This window comes from Nonomuraea sp. NPDC048892, from assembly GCF_040649735.1.
Lineage (GTDB): Bacteria > Actinomycetota > Actinomycetes > Streptosporangiales > Streptosporangiaceae > Nonomuraea > Nonomuraea maheshkhaliensis.
Genome location: NZ_JBEZFZ010000003.1, coordinates 226,149 through 243,968, shown reverse-complemented (window position 1 = coordinate 243,968; position 17,820 = coordinate 226,149). Strand labels below are relative to the sequence as shown.

Genomic DNA, 17,820 nt, shown 5'->3' with positions numbered 1-17,820 from the left:
TCCTGACGGGCACGCCTGCGCGGCCGATCACCGCGACCATCTGGCTATCTGGCCACGCTCGCTCACCGCGACGCTAGCTCAGGCTCTCCAGCCACGCCCGGTGCAGCCCGGCGAAGCGCCCCGAGGCGGCGATGAGCTGGTCGGGCGGGCCGTCCTCGACGATCCGCCCGTGCTCCATCACCAGCACCCGGTCCGCGATCTCCACGGTCGACAGCCGGTGCGCGATGATCAGTGCCGTCCGGTCGGCCAGGATCGTCCGCAACGCCCGCTGCACCAGCCGCTCGCTCGGCACGTCGAGGCTGGAGGTCGCCTCGTCGAGGATCAGCACGGCCGGATCGGCCAGGAACGCCCTGGCGAACGCGACCAGCTGCCGCTGCCCGGCCGACATGCGGCCGCCGCGCTTGCCCACCTCGGTGTCGTAGCCGTCGGGCAGGCCCGAGATGAACTCGTGGGCGCCGATGGCCTTGGCCGCCTCGCGGATCTGGCGGTCGGTGGCGTCGGGGCGGCCGAACCTGATGTTGTCCGCGACCGTACCGCTGAACAGGAAGTTCTCCTGTGTCACCATGACCACGGCCTGGCGCAGCGTCGGCTCGTCGAGCGTGCGCAGATCGGCGCCGTCGAGCAGCACGGCGCCCTCGGTCGGGTCGTAGAAGCGGGAGATCAGCTTGGCCAGCGTGGTCTTGCCCGCGCCCGTCGCGCCGACCAGCGCCACGCTCTGACCCGCCGGGATGGTCAGGTCGAGGCGGGGCAGGATCGGCATCTCCTTGACGTAGGCGAACTCGACGCCGTCGAAGCGCACCTTGCCGCGCGCCCTGCCCTGCGGCAGCGACGCCGGCTCGCGCGGCTCGGGCACCGAGGGCTCCTCCTCCAGCACGCCCGAGAGCTTCTCCAGCGCCGCGCCGGCCGACTGCAGCGTGTTGTAGAACTGGCTGATCTCCTGCATCGGCTCGTAGAACTGGCGCAGGTACAGCAGGAACGCGGCCAGCACGCCGATGTTGACCTCGCCGTGCAGAGCCAGGTAGCCGCCGTAGAGCAGCACGGCGCCGATCGTCATGTTGCCGATCAGCCTGACCCCGGTCATGAACGTCGCGCCGAGGTACATGCTGCGCGCGTTCGCGGCCCGGTAGTCGTCGTTGAGCTGCTTGAAGATCTCCTGGTTGCGCGGCTCCCTGCGGAACGCCTGCACCGCGCGGATGCCGATCATCGACTCCACGAAGTGCACGATCACCAGGGCGACCGCCTCGCGGGTGCGCCGGTAGACGATGGCCGACTGCCGCTGGAACCACTTGGTGAACAGCAGCAGCAGCGGCAGCGGGACCAGCGCCACCAGGCCCAGGTGCACGTCCAGGATGAGCAGCAGCACCGCCGTGCCGACCAGCGTCAGCACCGCCTTGACCAGCGCGTCGAACCCCGACTGCACCAGCTCGGCGATGGCCTCGATGTCGGAGGTCAGCCGGGAGATGACCCGGCCGGAGGTGTAGCCCTCGTGGAAGCTCAGCGACAGCCGCTGGAAGTGGTCGAACACCCTGCGGCGCAGCTCCAGCAGGATGTTCTGGCCGATCGAGCCCATCAGCCCGAGGAACGCCTGCCGGGTGAACGCCTGGATGATCGCGGCGGCCAGGATCACCCCGACCACCGTCACCAGGACCGTGGCGCCCGAGCCGGACACGATCGGCGGGATGCCCTCGTCGATCCCCACCGAGACCAGGAACGGGATCGACAGCCCGGCCGCGTTGGAGGTCACGATGATCAGGACGAGCAGCGCGATCTTCTTCCGGTACGGCCGCAGCAGGTCGCCGAGCAGCCGCCGTGACCGCGACCGCAGCAGCACGGACACCTTCTGCGGCAGCTCGTCCTGATCCTCGGAGGCGACGCCGCGCCAGTCGCCGCCCTTCTCCGGAGCTGTCGTGGTCATCGCAGTGCTCCTTCCGAGGCGTCGTCGAAGTCGGCGTCCTGAGCCAGCAGCTCCCGGTACTCGGGCACCCGGGCCAGCAGCTCGCGGTGCTGCCCGACATGGGTGATCGTGCCGTCACGCAGCAGCGCGACCTTGTTGGCCAGCAGCACGGTGGAGGCGCGGTGGGCGACGACGATGCCGGTCGCCTCGCGCAGCACGTGCCGCAGCGCCTCCTCCACCAGGGCCTCGGTCTCGGCGTCGAGCGCCGACAGCGTGTCGTCGAGCACGAGGACGCGCGGCTTGCTCAGCACCGCCCTGGCCAGGGCGAGCCGCTGCCGCTGGCCGCCGGACAGGGACAGCCCCTGCTCGCCGATCCGGGTGTCGAGGCCCCACGGCAGGTCGTAGACGAACATGGCCTGCGCGGTCTGGATGGCCTGCGCCAGCTCCTCCTCGGTCGCGTCGAGCCGGCCGAGCATGAGGTTCTCGCGCACGCTCATCGAGAACAGCGTGGGCTCCTCGAACGCCGTCGCCACCACCGAGCGCAGCGTCTTCAGGTCGAGGTCACGCACGTCGTGGCCGTCGATCGTGACCCGGCCCGAGGTGGGGTCGAGCAGGCGCGGCACCAGCGCGGTCAGGGTGGTCTTGCCCGCCCCGGTCGCGCCCACGATGGCCACGGTCTCGCCCGGCCGCACCTCCAGCCAGACGTCACGCAGCACCGGCTCCTCGGAGTCGGCGAAGCGGAAGCCGACGCCCTCGAAGCGCAGGTGGCCGCGCGGCTCCTCGATGGTGCCGGTGCCGCCCTCGATGGCCGGGACGGTGTCCATGACCTCCATGAGCCGGTCGGCGGAGGTCATCGCCTCCTGGGCCATGGCCAGCAGGTAGCCCAGGCTGGCCACGGGCCAGACGAGCTGCAGCATCAGCGTGGTGAAGGCGACCAGCGCGCCCAGCGTCAGGGCGCCCTGGCCGACCGCCAGCGCGCCGAGCAGCACCACCAGGGCCAGCGTGACGTTGGGGATGATCTCCAGGAAGGAGAAGAACTTGGCCGACAGGCGCACCTTGTCCATCGACGTGCCGTACACCTTGAGCGCGGCGTCGTCGTACTGGTCGTAGACGTGGTGGCGGCGGCCGAACGCCTTGATCGTGCGGATGCCGATCGCGGACTCCTCGACGAGCGTGGCGAGGTCGCCCTGCTGGTCCTGGACCTGGCGGGAGATCCTGATGTAGCGCTTCTCGAAGCGCAGCGAGGTCCACACGATCGGCACGACCGAGGCCAGCACCAGCAGCCCGAGCGGCCAGTACTTGTTCAGCAGCAGCACGGTGACCGCGCCGACCTGCAGCACGTTCATGACCAGGAAGAGCATGCCGAAGCCGAGGAAGCGGCGGATCGTCGACAGGTCGGTGGTCGCCCGTGATAACAGCTGCCCTGACTGCCAGTCTCCGTGGAAGCCCATGGGCAGGCGCTGCAGGTGCTCGTACAGGTCGTCGCGGAGCGCGGTCTCCAGGCCGAGCACCGGACGGACCTGCATGTAGCGCCGGAACAGGATCAGCAGCGCCTCCAGGGCGCCGACGCCGATCGCGAGCAGCCCGAGGGGGAACAGCCCGCCGGGGTCACCGTGTTGCACGGGCCCGTCGATGACTCTCTCGATGATGAGAGGGAACGAGATGACGGTGGCGATTCCGGCGATCGCCGTCAGCCAGATGACGATCAATCTGGTGACGTAGGGGCGGAGGTAGGACTTCATCCGCCACAGTGAGTTGGAGGAGAGCAGGGGACGGCGAGGTTTGTGCGTATCGGGAGGCATCCCTTCTAGGCTAATACGTGGGATCAACCGATTTTCTGTGGCCTCACGGTGGGGTTTCCGTATGTGACGTGCGCAAACGTGAAAGATCGTGCACTTCCGGCGGACCGTTTCCCGCTCGTGCGGCGGTCGCACACACGTTTGAGATGGTGAATCCATGATCGAGCAATCCGAGCTGCCGCACCTGCGCCGCTGCGTCGAGCTGGCCACCCGAGCCCTGGAACTGGGTGACGAGCCGTTCGGCTCGGTACTGGTCTCCGGCGACGGCGCCGCCCTGGCCGAGGACCACAACCGGGTGGCGACCGGAGACCGCACCCGGCATCCGGAGTTCGCGCTCGCCCGCTGGGCGGCCGAGCACCTGACGCCCGAGCAGCGGGCCGAGGCCACCGTCTACACCTCGGGCGAGCACTGCCCGATGTGCGCCGCCGCGCACGCCTGGGTCGGTCTTGGCCGCATCGTCTACGTCGCCTCCTCCGCCCAGCTCGACGGCTGGCTGCGCGAGCTGGGCGTCCCCGCCTCGCCCGTCCGCTCGCTGCCGGTCAACGAGATCGCCCCCGGGGTCGTCGTCGAGGGCCCGGTGCCCGAGCTGACGGAGGAGGTCCACGAGCTGCACCGCCGCTACCACGGTTGACGGTGGGTGTGGGTTTGACCTGCGTTTTGTCATGAAAGTGGCACAGTGTGACGCATGACGCACTGTCGGTCCATCAGGTGCAGGATGACGGTCGCGACGGTGGTCGTGTTCGGCATCCTGCTGCTGAGCGGGGCGACGGCGATCTCGCTCCTGTACCCGTCGCGGGCCAGGGACCGAATCGTCGACCAGGCGGACGAGGCCAGCCGGCGCATCACCACGCTCATCGACGACCGCAGGTTCACCGGGCCGATCCCGCCGCAGGCGGGCGTCGGCCTGCTGCAGGTCGTCAACCTGAAGGGCGAGGTGGTGGCGGCCAGCGCCGGGCTGGCTGGCCGGCCGCCGCTCACCCTGGAGCGGCCCGAGGGCGGCGACTCGCGGGTCAGCTCCCGGGTGTGCCTGCCCGAGGGCTGCCTGGTGGTCGTGGGCACCAGCAACCGCGCCACCGCGTACGGGTCGGTGGTGGCCTACGCTGCGATCCGCGAGCCGTTCCAGCTGGAGTCGTCCTACATCGCCGCGCTCTTGTTCGGCGCCTCCGGCGTGCTGCTGGCGCTGATGGGCTGGGGCGCCTGGTACGGGGTCGGCCACGTCCTGGCCCCCGTCGAGCGGATCAGGAGCGGCCTGGAGCGGATCAGCGCCGAGGACCTGAGCCGGCGCATCGAGGTGCCCGGCACCGAGGACGAGGTGGCCGAACTGGCCACGACCGTCAACGACACGCTCGCCCGGCTGGAGGACGCCGTGGCCAGGCACCGCCGGTTCGTCTCCGACGCCTCCCACGAGCTGCGCACGCCGATCACGGCACTGATGGTGCGGCTGGAGGCGGGGATGGAGGAGCGTACCTCCGAGGACTGGCGGGCCGCGCTGAACGACGCGCGGCGGCTGTCCGACATCGTGCAGGACCTGCTGCTGATGGCGCGGCTGGACGCCGGCGGCGACATCCGGCAGGAGCGCATCGACCTGGGGCGGATGGTCGAGGAGGAGGTGGGGCGCCGGCCCGGGCGGCTGCCGGTCACGCTGAGCCTCGAACCGTGCGTGTTCGTCCGGGGGAATCGGCTGCGGCTGGCCCGGCTGTTCACCAACCTGCTGTCCAACGCCGATCGGTACGGGGACACGCGGGTGCGGGTGTCGGTGTGCCGGCGGGGGGACGAGGCGTTGCTGGAGGTGTCGGACGACGGGCCCGGGATTCCTGAGGACATGAGGGAGACCGTGTTCGAGCGGTTCACTCGGCTGGACAGGACCAGGTCACGCGACACCGGGGGGAGCGGGCTCGGCCTGCCCATCGCCCGCGACATCGCCAGGGCCCACGGGGGAGACCTCAGGATCGGGGAAGGACCGGAAACCCGGCTCGTCCTGTGCCTCCCAGTGGACTAGCAACTCCTCCATCTCCGCCAGCGCGTCCGGGTCGGTGTCCGGCCGGTCGCGCAGGACGCGCAGGACGTTCTCCAACCGGTCGGGCTGGACGCTCTCCCGCCCCCCGACGTAGACGGCGTTGAGGATATGCAGCACGTCGGCGCCGGGCAGGTGGCGGGCGTCCACCTCCAGCTGCTGCAGCACACGATCCAGGTACATCGTCGTGGGCGGCCGGTCCAGCGCCCGCAGGTAGGGGCGGACGTCGGGGGCACGGCTCAGCAGGAGGGCGAGCAGATCGGCGACGGGACTGCGGGGGTGGGCGTCGAGGGTCTCGCTGATTTCCGTCATGTAGGGGAGCAGGTCGACGAAGAGGTGAGCGAGTGTGGTGTCGTCGCGGAAGGCGATCTCACGCATCCAGGCCGAGCGGCTCGACCGGATCCGGTACGGGCTCTCAGCCTGGCCCTCGTCCTCGCCATCCGGCCAGGTGAAGAAGGCCAACTCGTGGCTGTCGATGACCGGATCCCGCTCGAACGCGGCCGTCATCATTCTGTTCCGGCCGCTCACGAAGTGGCGGATCCTGACCGTGCGGGTGAGCGAGTCCCACTCCGCCCTGCTGAGCTGCGCGTGCCATAGCCGGGAGATCCGGCGCCACCGCTCGTTCGCCTGCTCCGGCTGGGCGGTGCCGAACAGGTCCGTGCCCGTGACGGGCTCACCCGCCGACAGCACGGCGAGTAGCAGCAGGTTGGCGCTGTAGACGGCGTACCGGAGAGTCGCCTCCGCCCGTATCGGCTGGTAGGCGTGGTATGGGGAGCCGGGCCGCTCCATCAGCGAGCCGGCGAACAGCTCACACAGGTGTCGGGTGAGCAGCGCGCGCCGGTGGGACGGAACGGCGGCCAGCCCGTACCTGAGGAAGTCCACGATGGGGGCGCGGAGGCTGAGGGCCGCGAACGACAACAGTGCGTGCAGGAAGGCGTCGTCGGGCCGGGTGGGACGGCGGCGAGTCGCGGTGGACGCGAGCTGTTCCGCCAGGTCAGCCAGCTCCCTGACGACCAGCCGTGCGACCAGGTACTCGCCGAACGTGGCGTGCAGGAACTCGTAGGTCTTGAGCCGCTGATCGTCGCGGAGCGCCTGGGTGGTGTGCACGAAGAAGAAGCCGCCGATGACGCTCTCGGCCGGGGTCAGCGAGCGGCGCAGGCCCTGGCTCTGGGCGGAAGAGGTCTCCTCCGGCAGCAGCGCCCGCAGGTCGGCGTCCAGGTCGGGCTCGGCGACCCACTGCCGGCCCCGGTTGAACATCGCGAACGCGGTTACCGACAGGCGCAGCAGTGCGTTCTCAACGGCCCGCGCCAGCTCCTCGTCCGTGAGGTCTGTGCATACTTTGCCGATCTCGCGGGCGGCGAAGCCCTGCAGCAGGCGTTCGTACAGCTCCGCCTCGTGCAGGTCCTCACTCATGAGGCGCAGCGCGTTCGCGTCGGCGTCGTACAGGGCGAGCATGAGCAGGAGCAGCGGCTGCTCCGCGAGGTTGCGCACGGTCAGCACCCGGTCCACCAGCAGCGGCTGGAGGCCGCGCTCGCGGAAGTAGCCGTCGTTGCCGTCGTTCCAGGTGCCGACCCACTGACGGATCTGCTCGTCGTCGAACGGCTCCAGCCGGATGACGGACGTCTCCGGGGGGATCCGCGCCCGGTCGGCCACGGCCGTCCTGGAGGTGACGACGACAGCCAGCGCCCGGCCCCGCTCGGCCTGGGCCTCCTGGAAGCGGGTTACCCGCTCCAAGTAGTCGCTCTGGTTCACTCCGGTCGCCTGGAGCAGTTCGTCGAAGCCGTCCAGCAGGACGACCGGCAGGGCACCTCTGCCCGCGTACACGAAATCCGGCCACGACATCGCCTCGTCCAGCGTGGCCCTGATGCCATGCTCGATCTGGGCCAGCACGTCGCTGTCGGCGGGGATGTCGCGCAGCTCGACGCGGAGCGGCAGGAACTCGTTCTCAGGCAGCCGGGCGGCTAGCACCCGGGTCAGCACCGACTTGCCCGCGCCCGGCTGACCAAGGACGAGGAGGGGCGCGTACGTGGCCTCCGGCAGGGTGAGATGGCCGACCAGGAAGGAGTCCAGGTCGTGACGGCGGGGCAGCGCCGCCCACTCCTCCTCGGCGGTGACCAGATACGGCGTCGGCAGCCAGGGCAGGAGGCGGTAGGCGGGGTTGACGTAGCCCCGCTCCAGCGGGGGGATCCGCATCCCCGGCGGAGTCCTGGCAGCGGACACGGACGGGTGGTCGAGCACGGCCCGGTTCGACCTGATCAGCGCCGCCAGCCGGTCGGACGGCGTGCGCGTCGCCGGGATCGCGGCGAGCTGCCGCCTGATCCCGTCGAGCCCGCGCGCCAGTTCCCTGACCTCCGCCCGGGTGGCCTGGTGATCGACGCGATCGGCCCAGCACGCCACCTCGGGGAAGTCGGCCGCGAGCCGGTGGAACAGCTCCTCGTAGCGGCGTCGCGCGCGCAGAGGTAGGTCGCGGGTGAGCCTGGCCCTGGTGGTCTCGTCCCGGCGATCCCAGCACTCCAGCCCGGCCAGGATGTCGGTCAGCTGGGCGGTGTAGTGCGTGTAGGCCCGCTTGACTTCTTTGAGCACCTGCTCGAACGGGACGGCGGGGGTGGGCAGCGGCGCCTGGTAGGAGGTCAGCAACTGCCCGACCTCCTCCGCGCCGATGATCCTCCGCTGGTCGTCCGGCGTGAGCTCGCGCAGTACATCCACCTCGACGAGCGCGTCGAGGTAGGCGGTGACCACGATGACCGCGTGCGCCGCCACCAGCCGCTGCGTCGTGTCGTACCGGCTCAGGCCCTTGACCTTGTCGCGCAACCGGCGGATGAATACGTCGCCGAGCCGTACGGCCTCAGCCCGCGCGTCGAACAGGTCGATCGCGCCCAGCCCGAACAGGGCCATGGACGACGCCTTGTCGAGGACGTCCGTGATCGCGCTCGGCCCGCCGAGCAGCGCCACGGCGTCGCGATAGGTCACTATCCGCCGCATCACGCCCAGTCTGCCGGATCGGCGCCCGCGCCGGGCGCGATCGTTGAGATCACCGCGATCCGTAGAATGAGCTATGCACTCCGAGCCCCTCAACCGGGCCCGCATCATCGCCGCGGCCATCGACCTCATCGAGCGCGAGGGCGCCGACGCGGTCTCCATGCGGCGCATCGCGGCCGAGCTCGGCGTGGGCGTGATGTCGCTCTACAACCACGTGCCCAACAAGGACGCCCTGCTCAACGGGGTGGCCGAGGCGGTGCTGAGCCGGATCGAGTTCACCGACGACCCCGATGCCCACTGGACCGACCGGGTGCGCACGCAGGCGCGGGCCTTCCGGCAGATCGCCCACCACCATCCGCGCTCGACCATGCTGGTCGTCAGCCGCCAGCTCCACTCCGCCGCCGGTCTGCTGCCGGTCGAGCGGGCGCTGGCCACGCTGCGCAGTGCCGGGTTCGACGGGGCGGACGCGGTGCGGATGTTGCGCATGTTCATCGCCTACATCGTCGGATCGCTGCTGCGCGAGGTCGGGGTGACGCCCGCGTTCGCGCCCGAGCAGACCAGGACGATCACGGCAGACGGCGTCGATCCCACGCTGTTCCCCGAGGTGAGCTCGCTGGCGGAGCTGCTGGCCGAGTGCGACCACGAGGCCGAGTTCGAGTTCGGGCTCGAACTGCTGATCAAGGCGATCGAGGCGCACGCGGGCCGTCGGGAGGGCACCCGGTGAGCTCGCTCCGGATGCCCTCCGGAACGGGCTAGTACCAGTTGTGTGATCTCCAGTGCCCCCAGGCGCCGCAAGGCCTGCCGTACCTCCCCTTGATGTAGGCCAGGCCCCACCGGATCTGCGTCTCCGGGTTCGACTTCCAGTCGCGGCCGGCACCGCTCATCTTGCCGGCGGGAAGGGCCTGCGGGATGCCGTAGGCGCCCGACGAGCGGTTGAGCGCCTTGTGATTCCATCCGCTCTCGCGCGTCCACAGGTTGTCCAGGCAGTGGAACTCCCGGGCGTTCCAGGAGCGCTGGACGACGTGGTCGAGAGCGATCTTCTTGTTCCGGCTGGACGGCCGCACTGCCGCCATCTTCGGCTGCGCCGACGTGGTCCAGATCCCGGTCCTGATCGGTGGCCGGGACTCGGCCACGGCCGGTAGGGCGGTGCCGAACGCGGTGATCGCGGTGACGGAGATGAGTGTGCCGCTCAGGGCGCGCTTGTCCACGTGAATCCTCACTGTCGGGTCGCGTGCGGACGGGCGCCGTCAGCCGGCGCCCTGCCGGTCCGCGCCAGTGGCTCGGGCGCGGAGGGTCCGCGCGGCCCTCCGGGATTCCTGTCTCCGCCCGATCTCGCTGGGCGGCCCGGAGGGCACCGCGACGTGTCCTCTAGCACGATTCCTATTACGCGCTGTCACCGCTGTTCACGGATGGGGACACGCGAAGGACAGGTGTTTGTGTGATCGTTGCGGATAAAAGGTCCTCTCGCTGGAGCGGGATTGCCCGGTTCGCCGCCTGCCTGGGCGGGCCTTGCCGGAAAACGCGATCAAACCTGGGGTTTGGGTCAGTACCAACCGTGGGATTGGAAGTGCGCCCAGGCGCGACACGGCGAGGAGTAACGCTCCTTGATGTAGGACAGGCCCCACCTGATCTGGGTGCGGGGGTTGGTCCGCCAGTCGCGGCCGGCCGAGGCCATCTTGTGCCCGGGGAGGGCCTGCGGGATGCCGTAGGCGCCTGAGGCGCGGTTGCCGGCGCGGTGGTTCCATCCGCTCTCTCTGTGCCAGAGGCTCACCAGGCATCCGAACTGGGCCAGGTTCCAGCCACGCGCGGCCACCAGGGGCCGGGCGATGGACTTGTTCTTGCCGCTGGTCTGGGAGCTCTGCGCCTGTGCGGCCGAGGCGCCGCCCGCCGCCACCAGGGTGGCGGTCAGGACCAGGACGCCGGTACGGCGGAGCATGGGCATGCGGGTTCCCTTTCGAGGGGGTTCATGGACCGCAGCACAGTGCCCGACTGATTCCCTTTACAGCGAATTGACCATGGAAAGGCGGATCGTCAGTAAAGATCTCGATATATACCTTTTTCAGGGGATTGGTGGCGAGATTGAGGACTGCGTCACATTTATCGTCCTGACTCGTTCTGTAGGGTCACATCATGAGCCTCAGTGACATCCCGCTCCGCACCCTCGCGGACGCCCCCACGACGTTGGCGGAACTGACGGGCGGCAAGCCCGCCCTCATCGTCAACGTGGCCTCGAAGTGCGGCCTCACGCCCCAGTACGGCGGCCTGGTGCAGCTCCAGCGGCAGTACGGCCCCCGCGGCTTCACCGTCATCGGCATGCCGTGCAACCAGTTCGCCGGCCAGGAGCCCGGCTCGGCGGAGGAGATCGAGCAGTTCTGCGCCACCACGTACGGCGTGGACTTCCCGCTCCTGGAGAAGGCCGAGGTCAACGGCCCCGGCCGGCACCCCCTCTACGCCGAGCTGACCCAGGCGGCCGACGAGCAGGGGGAGGCCGGCGACATCCAGTGGAACTTCGAGAAGTTCCTGGTGGACGGCGACGGCCGGGTCGTGGCCCGCTTCCGCCCCCGCACCACCCCTGAGGACCCCGCGGTCACGGGGGCCATCGAAAAACTCCTCTGACGGGCGGGCAACCCGGCGGCGCCACCCGACGCCGCCACCCCGGCAGTGCTACCTGGCCGCCGTCACTCGGCGGTGTGCGCGAGGACGGCCGTGGCCAGTTCCTCGTGCACCTCCAGGGGCAGCGTGTGCCCCATGCCGTCGATCATCAGCAGCCGCGCCCCCGGGATCTCCTTCGCGATCAGCGCGCCGTGGCCCGGCTTGGCCGGCTCGTGGGTGCCCTCGACGACCAGCGTGGGCGCCGTGATCCGGCCCAGCACGCCCACCGGCTCGAAGTCGGGCCTGGCCGCCGCCGCCAGGCGATGGTTGGCCACGGCGTCCAGGTCGCGGGCCCGGTCGAAGATCCGCTCTTGCAGACGGCGGGCGGCGTCCTCGTCGAACGGCAGCGCCGTGCCGTGCAGTACGCGCTGCTCGGCGATCATGAGCTCGATCCGCTCCCTGCGGTCCTGGGGCGGCGGCGCGGCGATCAGCTCGCGGTAGAAGCCGGTGAACTCAGGCGCGGGCTCGGGCAGGCTGCCCTCCGGCTGCGGCTGCCCCATCAGCGCCCGCATGATCACCATGCCCTCGCCGCCGCCGAGCGGTGACGAGCCGATGACGGTGAGCGTCCGCACCCGTTCCGGCCGCTCCACCGCGATCAGCTGCCCGAGCAGCCCGCCCGCCGAATGACAGACCAGGTGCGCGCTCTCCAGTCCGTGCGCGTCCATCACCCGCAGCACGTCGTCCTTGATGTCCTCCCACGTGTACGGGTGCGCGGCGAAGTCCACGGTGCCGGACAGGCCGGTGTCGCGGTGGTCGTACCGGATCACCCGGCGACCGCCCGCCGTCAGCCTGCCGACGAACTCGTCCGGCCACAGGATCCCCTGGGACATCGACCCCATGACCAGCAGGATCGGCACGTCGGTGGCGGCGCCGAACTCTTCACTCCAGATGTCGATATGCATGCTCAAAGCATGTCCTGCCGGGCCGTGCCCGCCTTCCGTAGAACTACCAGCCGCGCGAGTTCAGTACGGGTGCCGATGCCGAGCTTCGGATAGATCTTGTACAGGTGGTACTCGACCGTGCGCGGGCTGAGGAACAGCCGCGCGGCGATCTCCTTGCTCGATAGGCCCTCGGCGACCAGCCCGGCGATGCGCAGCTCCTGTGGCGTCAGCGCGTCGAGCAGCGGGCCCGGCCCCGGCGCGGGCCCTGGCGTGGGCCCTGGCGTGGGCTCCGCGCTCTCGCCCGCCGCGCGCAGCTCAGCCCGCGCGCGCCGCGCCCACGGCCGCGCCCCTGCCGCCTCGAATGTCTCCATGGCCGCCCGCAGCCGGGGCCGCGCCTCGCCTGGACGGTGCGCCCGGCGCAGCCGCTCGCCCAGCAGCAGCCCGGTCCTGGCCGCCTCGAACGGGTTGGCGTGCAGCCGCAGCGCCTCCTCGAACCCGCCGTCGTCGTCCTCGACCAGGGCGTGACAGCGGGCCAGCAGCGCGCGCGACTCATCGGTGCGGGCGTGCGCCGACCATCGCCCGTACGCCTCCAGCGCCGCCCGTGCGGCCCGCGTGTCGCCCGCCCCAACGGCGGCCTCGATCCGGTCCGGCGCCGACCGCCACACCACGGCCGGATGCCCGGCCCCGGGACCCGCCGCCGCCATCGCGGTGAACCGGTCGTGCGCCGCGGCGAACCGGCCCAGCCCCAGCTCCAGCATGGCCAGCGCGTACGAGGCCACGCCCACGCGCAGCCCCACCCGGTGCGGCACGGCGATGGCCAGCGCCTCCCGCGCCAGCCGCCCGCAGTCCTCCTCCTCGCCACGCAACGCCGCCAGCACCGCCAGGTTGGCCAGGTGCGCGGCCACCGTGTTGCGGTAACCGGCCTCACGGGCCAGCTCCAGCCCCTCCTCGGAGATGGCCTGACTCTCCGCCAGCCGCCCGGAGATCCGTTCGCCGGTGGCCACGAACTCCAGCACGACCGGCAGCTGCCCCGCCATCCCCGACACCCTGGCCACCCGCCCGGCCCGCCCGGCCAACTCGGCCGACAGGTCGGCCTCACCGAGCTGACTGGCCGCCGCCGTGGCCCACAGAAACTCGGCCGCCTCCGTGAGCTCCCCGACCCGCCCAAGAGCCCGAACAAGCAGCCCACGCCCTCCGCCTTCGGCCCGCCCGCCGAACTTGCTGCCGGCCCCTTCACCGGACCTGCTGCCAGCTCCGCCATCGGACTCGCCATCGGACCCGTCGCCGGACAGCATCAGGCCGATGCCCACGAGCACGTCACGCAGGAAACCCTCCGGATGGGCCGCCGCCCGGCTCCCGAACCGGATCATGGCCTCGGTGTCGCCGACGTACGAGGCCGCCTCCATCGCGTCGGCCAGCATGCTCAAGCTCTCGCCCCCGGACAGGATCCGCACGGCCTCGGCGGCGCTGCCCGAGTTCAGCTCGAACCTGCCGCGCAGTTGGTCGATCTCGGCCGCCGTCACGGGATCGGAGCCGGCCCGCTCACGGGCCTCGGCCAGCAGCGACTCGGCCTGCCCAGGACGACCGCCAAGCCAGGCCGCGACGGCCGCGTCCTTCAGCCTGGCCGCCCTGATCACCGGGTCGGGGGTCAGCTCGGCGGCCCGCGCCAGTGCGCTGGCGGCGTCGCCGTAACCGCCCCGCTCCCGGGCCCGCGCGGCGGTCGCGGCCAGCGTTGCGGCGACCCCTTCGTCCTGCCCGAGCACGGCCGCCGCCAGATGCCAGGCGCGGCGATCCCCCTCACACAGCCCGGCCAGCACCCCGTGCGCCGCACGCCGGTCGGCAGGGGCCGCCGCCTCATACACGGCCGAACGGATCAGCGGATGCCGAAACCGCACAACCCCACCGGAGACCCGCACCAGCCCGGCGGCCTCCAACTCATGCAACTCAGCCCGCCCCGCATCGGTCGAGTCCCTGATCAGGGCGGGTGTGTAGTCTTGCGACTCGGTTCGCGGTGCGTCGGTCGGAGGGCCCGTCGGGGCGGCGCTGCGGTCTGCGCCAACCCGACGGTCCTCCGAGCCGCCCTCCGAGCCGCCCTCCGAGCCGCCCTCCGAGCCGCCCTCCGAGCCACCCGCTGAAACACCCACAGGGGCACCCAGCGAGGCGTTCATCGTGGCGGCGGCGCGCAGCACCAGGTCCAGATCGCCCTCGACGGCCGCCAGCAGGGCGACCTGGCGGGCCCGGGGAGACAACGCGGCCACCTGCTCGCCGAAGAGCTGGGCACCGCCGGGCAGCGGGTCCGGCAGCGGTTCGCGACCGGCCAACTGGGCAGGGCTCAGCAGCCGCACGATCTCACGCAACGCCAGCGGGTTCCCACCGGTCAGCCCCACCAACTCCCGCACGACCCCGGCTCCGGGCACGGCCCCGTCTCCGGCACCGACCCCAGCTCCGGTACCGGGCACCACTCCGGCTCCAGCATCGGCACCGGGCACGGCGCCGGCATCAGCTCCCGTCGTTGCGGTCGTGACGCCGGTGGTGAGCAGGGCGGTGGCGGCGTCGGGTGGGAGGCCGCCGAGGTTCAGTGACGGCACGCCTTTGACCGGCAGGTCGCCGCGGACGGACAGCAGCATCGCGATCCGTTCCGTGCCCAGGCGCCTGGCGGCGAACAGCAGTGCGTCGGCCGACGCCCGGTCCACCCATTGGAAGTCGTCCACCACGCAGACCAGCCCGTCCGGCACGGCCGCCTCCGCCAGTAGCGACAGCACCCCGGCCGCCAGCAGGAACCGGTCACCGGAGGCCGCCCCGGTCAGCCCGAGTGCCCCGCGCACCGCCTCCCGCTGCGGCTCCGGCAGCGCGTCCATCAGCCCGCCCGCCGGCCCGCCCGGCACCCCACCCGACAGCCCGCCGGCCGGGAGCGTCACCGGGCGCAGCAGTTGGTGCAGGGTGGCGAAGGCCAGGTCGGATTCGGGTTCTACGCCGGTCGCCCGAAGGACCCGCATCGCGCCGCACCGCGAGGCTGCGAGGTCGAGCAGGGCCGTCTTGCCTACGCCCGCCTCCCCGCGCAGCACCAGGGCCCCGCCCGCGCCCCCTCGGGCCCGGGCGATCACGTCGTCGATGGCGGCGATCTCCGCCGATCTGCCGAAAAGCACAATGGCCGACTGTATCCCCGTCAAGGCATCTACTTCGCACAGTAGTGGTACGAATGCGGTACGCCACCTTACCGGCGGGGTATCGAAACGAGGTTGCGGATGGCACCGCATCGAGACCCACGTCCCGCAGGGAGCGCGCCATGACGACCAACCCTTACTCCGGATCGCCGTTCAGCTATGTCGCGGAACCAGCCGTGTCGCCGTACGCGATCGTGGAGCTGATGCCCGGTGTGCGAAACCTGTGCGAATACGTCCGGCTTGAGCCGGGCGAGCGCGTGCTGCTGATGATGGAGCACACCGTCGACCCCGTCGTCGTGCAGGCCATCGCCGCCGCCGCGGCCCTGCGCGACGCGGACGTGCGCATCCTGTCGGTGCCGCCGTTCACCCCGGGCGGATGGGACAGGGAGGCGTGGCTCGGCATCGAGACGGCCGCCTTCCGCGAGGCCGACGTCGTGATCAGCGGCACCTGGTGGGGCGAGGTGCACACGGCGCCGCTCTTCTTCGACCAGATCAAGTCCCGCTCCGCCCGCTTCCTGTCCCTGCACATGACCGCCACGGCCGGCGCGCTGCTGACCGGCGGCCGGCTGCCCGCCGAGGTCTTCTACGCGCTGCTGCGGCGGGCGCTGAGCCAGTTGTCGCGTGCCTCCTCGATCCGGGTGACGTCACCGCGCGGGACCGACGTGACGTTCTCCGGGCTGACCTTCGACCCCGACCCGGGCGCGCTGCGGCCGGGCGACTGGCGGCCCTTCCCGTACGGCGGCGCCAACTTCTGGCCGACCGAGACCGAGGGCGTGCTCGTCGTCGAGGACTCCACCGTCACCGGCGTGCCGGAGGAGCCGCTGCGCATCACGCTGGAAGGCAACCTGGTCCGCAAGATCGAGGGCGGGGTCGCCGCCGAGCAGCTGCGCAGGTACGCGCCGGGCGGCTTCTACATGCGGCACGGCCTGTTCGGGCTGAACCCGAAGGTCCGGCTGGCCGGCGGTACGCAGTTCGAGCGCGAGAAGCACGCGGGGGCCTTCTACTGCGGCATCGACGGCCTGACCGAGGGGGTGCCGGTCACCACGGGGCCCGGTTTCGCCCACTGCGACTGCCAGGTGGACCGGCCGACCGTGGTGGTGGACGGGGAGGTCTTCGTCGAGGAGGGGCGGCTGCTGATGCTGGACGAGCCGGAGATCAAGGAGGTGGCGGCCCGGTTCGGGCCGCCGGAGGTGATCCTCGACGACAACCCCGTGATGATCCTGCCGCGCCGCTACTCCGGTGCGGGATGACGGACGGCTGCGGGAAGGTGGCTGGTGGCTGCGGGCTGACGGTTGCGGGATGACGGCTGCGCTATGACGACCGGGGGGTGACGGCCGCGCGATGGCGGCTCATGGGCGGTGCGGGCCGCAGCTGCCCCTGATGATGAGCTCCGTGGGCAGCATCACCCCGCGCGGCCTGCGCCCCCCCGAGCGCAGCACCAGCTCGGCCGCCCGATACCCCATGTCGCGCCCCGGCTGGGCGATCACCGTCAGGGGAGGGGAGCACAGCTCGGCCCAGGGCACGTCGTCGTACATGACGAGCGACACGTCACGCGGCACCCGGAGGTCGAGCTCCCTGGCGGCCAGCACCGCCGCCTCCCCGAGGACGTTGCCCCCGGCGACGACCGCAGACAGGTCGGGGCGGCTCTGGAACAGGCCGGAGGCGGCGGCGTAGGCGGAGTCGCGGCTGCCGGTGGCGAAGACGACCAGTTCCTCGTCCACGGGCGCGCCCACGGCGGCCCCGAACGCCGCCGCCCGCCGGTCGTGCCCTGGGCCGCCGAGGAAGGCGATGCGCCGGTGGCCGAGGCCGCGCAGGTAGCGGACCGCCGTACGGATGCCCGCCCGGTCGTCGGCCACCACGGACGGCACGTCGAGCGGGCGCGGCCGGGCGCCGGCGGACACGCCGTCGAGCAGCATGAGGTCGTTGACGGCCCTGGAAGCGGGGTCGTCGTCCTCGTCGGACGAGGGGCGGGCGGGCAGGCGGTCGGCGAAGACCACCGTCATGCCCGCGCGGATCGCGGGCGCCCAGGTGTCCTCGTCGCCCGACGGCACGGCGATGAGCCGATCGACGCTCTGCTCCAGCAGCATCCCGATCAGCTCGGACTCCTGCTCGGGGTCGCCGCCCGTGGAGCCGAGCACGACCGGCTCGCCGGCCGCGCGGGCGCAGGCCAGCACGCCCTCGGCGAGCTGGGCGTGGAAGGTGTCGGTGAGGTCGGGGACGAGCAGGCCCATCCCTCCGGTACGGCGCTGGCGCAGGTTGCGGCCGAGCGCGCTGGGCCGGTAGTCGAGCTGGGCGGCGACGGCCAGGACGCGCTCTCGCGTCTGGGGGCTGGCAGAGCCGCCCGACAGCACGCGGGACACGGTCGCGACGCCCACGCCGGCCGCCTCGGCCACATCTTTGATCGTCGCGCGCCTGTCCATGGAAACGATTCCATCAT

12 protein-coding genes are annotated in these 17,820 nt (G+C 71.5%); 5 read left to right on the top strand and 7 right to left on the bottom strand.

Annotated elements, in window-relative coordinates; translation table 11 throughout:
* Positions 1 to 73: 73 nt before the first annotated feature.
* Together AB0C28_RS10795 and AB0C28_RS10790 are read right to left on the bottom strand one after the other, a co-directional pair.
* Positions 74 to 1,915, bottom strand: coding sequence for an ABC transporter ATP-binding protein (locus tag AB0C28_RS10795; protein ID WP_357844687.1), 1,842 nt, complete (start codon positions 1,913 to 1,915; stop codon positions 74 to 76).
* The gene (locus tag AB0C28_RS10790; protein ID WP_357844690.1) at positions 1,912 to 3,636 is read right to left on the bottom strand and encodes an ABC transporter ATP-binding protein; all 1,725 of its coding nucleotides are present in this window, start codon (positions 3,634 to 3,636) and stop codon (positions 1,912 to 1,914) included. Before AB0C28_RS10790 ends, AB0C28_RS10795 begins: the two co-directional genes overlap by 4 nt.
* 214 nt (positions 3,637 to 3,850) lie before the next feature.
* Here AB0C28_RS10790 and AB0C28_RS10785 point away from each other — a divergent pair, with 214 nt between their 5' ends.
* The 3 genes from AB0C28_RS10785 (at position 3,851) to AB0C28_RS10775 (ending at position 9,410) form a co-directional block, all read left to right on the top strand.
* Positions 3,851 to 4,324 (top strand): nucleoside deaminase, encoded by a 474-nt coding sequence (locus tag AB0C28_RS10785; RefSeq protein ID WP_358073701.1) that lies wholly within the window; start codon positions 3,851 to 3,853, stop codon positions 4,322 to 4,324.
* 84 nt (positions 4,325 to 4,408) lie between these two features.
* Positions 4,409 to 5,692, top strand: a complete 1,284-nt coding sequence (locus tag AB0C28_RS10780; protein ID WP_358073700.1) for an ATP-binding protein — start codon at positions 4,409 to 4,411, stop codon at positions 5,690 to 5,692.
* Positions 5,693 to 8,762: 3,070 nt separating this feature from the next.
* Positions 8,763 to 9,410 (top strand): TetR/AcrR family transcriptional regulator C-terminal domain-containing protein, encoded by a 648-nt coding sequence (locus tag AB0C28_RS10775; RefSeq protein ID WP_358073699.1) that lies wholly within the window; start codon positions 8,763 to 8,765, stop codon positions 9,408 to 9,410.
* Positions 9,411 to 9,438: 28 nt separating this feature from the next.
* Here the strand turns inward: AB0C28_RS10775 and AB0C28_RS10770 are convergent, their stop codons facing one another.
* Both AB0C28_RS10770 and AB0C28_RS10765 read right to left on the bottom strand, forming a co-directional pair.
* Entirely contained in the window at positions 9,439 to 9,894 is a 456-nt protein-coding gene (locus AB0C28_RS10770; protein WP_357844701.1) for a lytic transglycosylase domain-containing protein, read from the bottom strand.
* Between the two features lie 335 nt (positions 9,895 to 10,229).
* Positions 10,230 to 10,628 carry a transglycosylase SLT domain-containing protein gene (locus AB0C28_RS10765; protein WP_357844704.1) on the bottom strand — a complete coding sequence of 133 codons (399 nt, stop codon included), beginning with the start codon at positions 10,626 to 10,628 and terminating at the stop codon, positions 10,230 to 10,232.
* A gap of 188 nt (positions 10,629 to 10,816) precedes the next feature.
* On the opposite strand from AB0C28_RS10765, the gene AB0C28_RS10760 reads away from it, so the two are divergent.
* Positions 10,817 to 11,302 carry a glutathione peroxidase gene (locus tag AB0C28_RS10760; RefSeq protein ID WP_106234396.1) on the top strand — a complete coding sequence of 162 codons (486 nt, stop codon included), beginning with the start codon at positions 10,817 to 10,819 and terminating at the stop codon, positions 11,300 to 11,302.
* A 62-nt stretch (positions 11,303 to 11,364) separates the two neighbouring features.
* Here AB0C28_RS10760 and AB0C28_RS10755 read toward each other — a convergent pair whose 3' ends face one another.
* Together AB0C28_RS10755 and AB0C28_RS10750 are read right to left on the bottom strand one after the other, a co-directional pair.
* Positions 11,365 to 12,240, bottom strand: a complete 876-nt coding sequence (locus tag AB0C28_RS10755; protein ID WP_358073698.1) for an alpha/beta fold hydrolase — start codon at positions 12,238 to 12,240, stop codon at positions 11,365 to 11,367.
* A gap of 2 nt (positions 12,241 to 12,242) precedes the next feature.
* Positions 12,243 to 15,365, bottom strand: a complete 3,123-nt coding sequence (locus AB0C28_RS10750; RefSeq protein WP_358073697.1) for a LuxR family transcriptional regulator — start codon at positions 15,363 to 15,365, stop codon at positions 12,243 to 12,245.
* Between the two features lie 140 nt (positions 15,366 to 15,505).
* Between AB0C28_RS10750 and AB0C28_RS10745 the strand changes: the two genes are divergently transcribed.
* Positions 15,506 to 16,633, top strand: a complete 1,128-nt coding sequence (locus AB0C28_RS10745) for a hypothetical protein (protein WP_357844713.1) — start codon at positions 15,506 to 15,508, stop codon at positions 16,631 to 16,633.
* 99 nt (positions 16,634 to 16,732) lie between these two features.
* Here the strand turns inward: AB0C28_RS10745 and AB0C28_RS10740 are convergent, their stop codons facing one another.
* Positions 16,733 to 17,803 carry a LacI family DNA-binding transcriptional regulator gene (locus AB0C28_RS10740; protein WP_357844716.1) on the bottom strand — a complete coding sequence of 357 codons (1,071 nt, stop codon included), beginning with the start codon at positions 17,801 to 17,803 and terminating at the stop codon, positions 16,733 to 16,735.
* Positions 17,804 to 17,820: the final 17 nt, after the last annotated feature.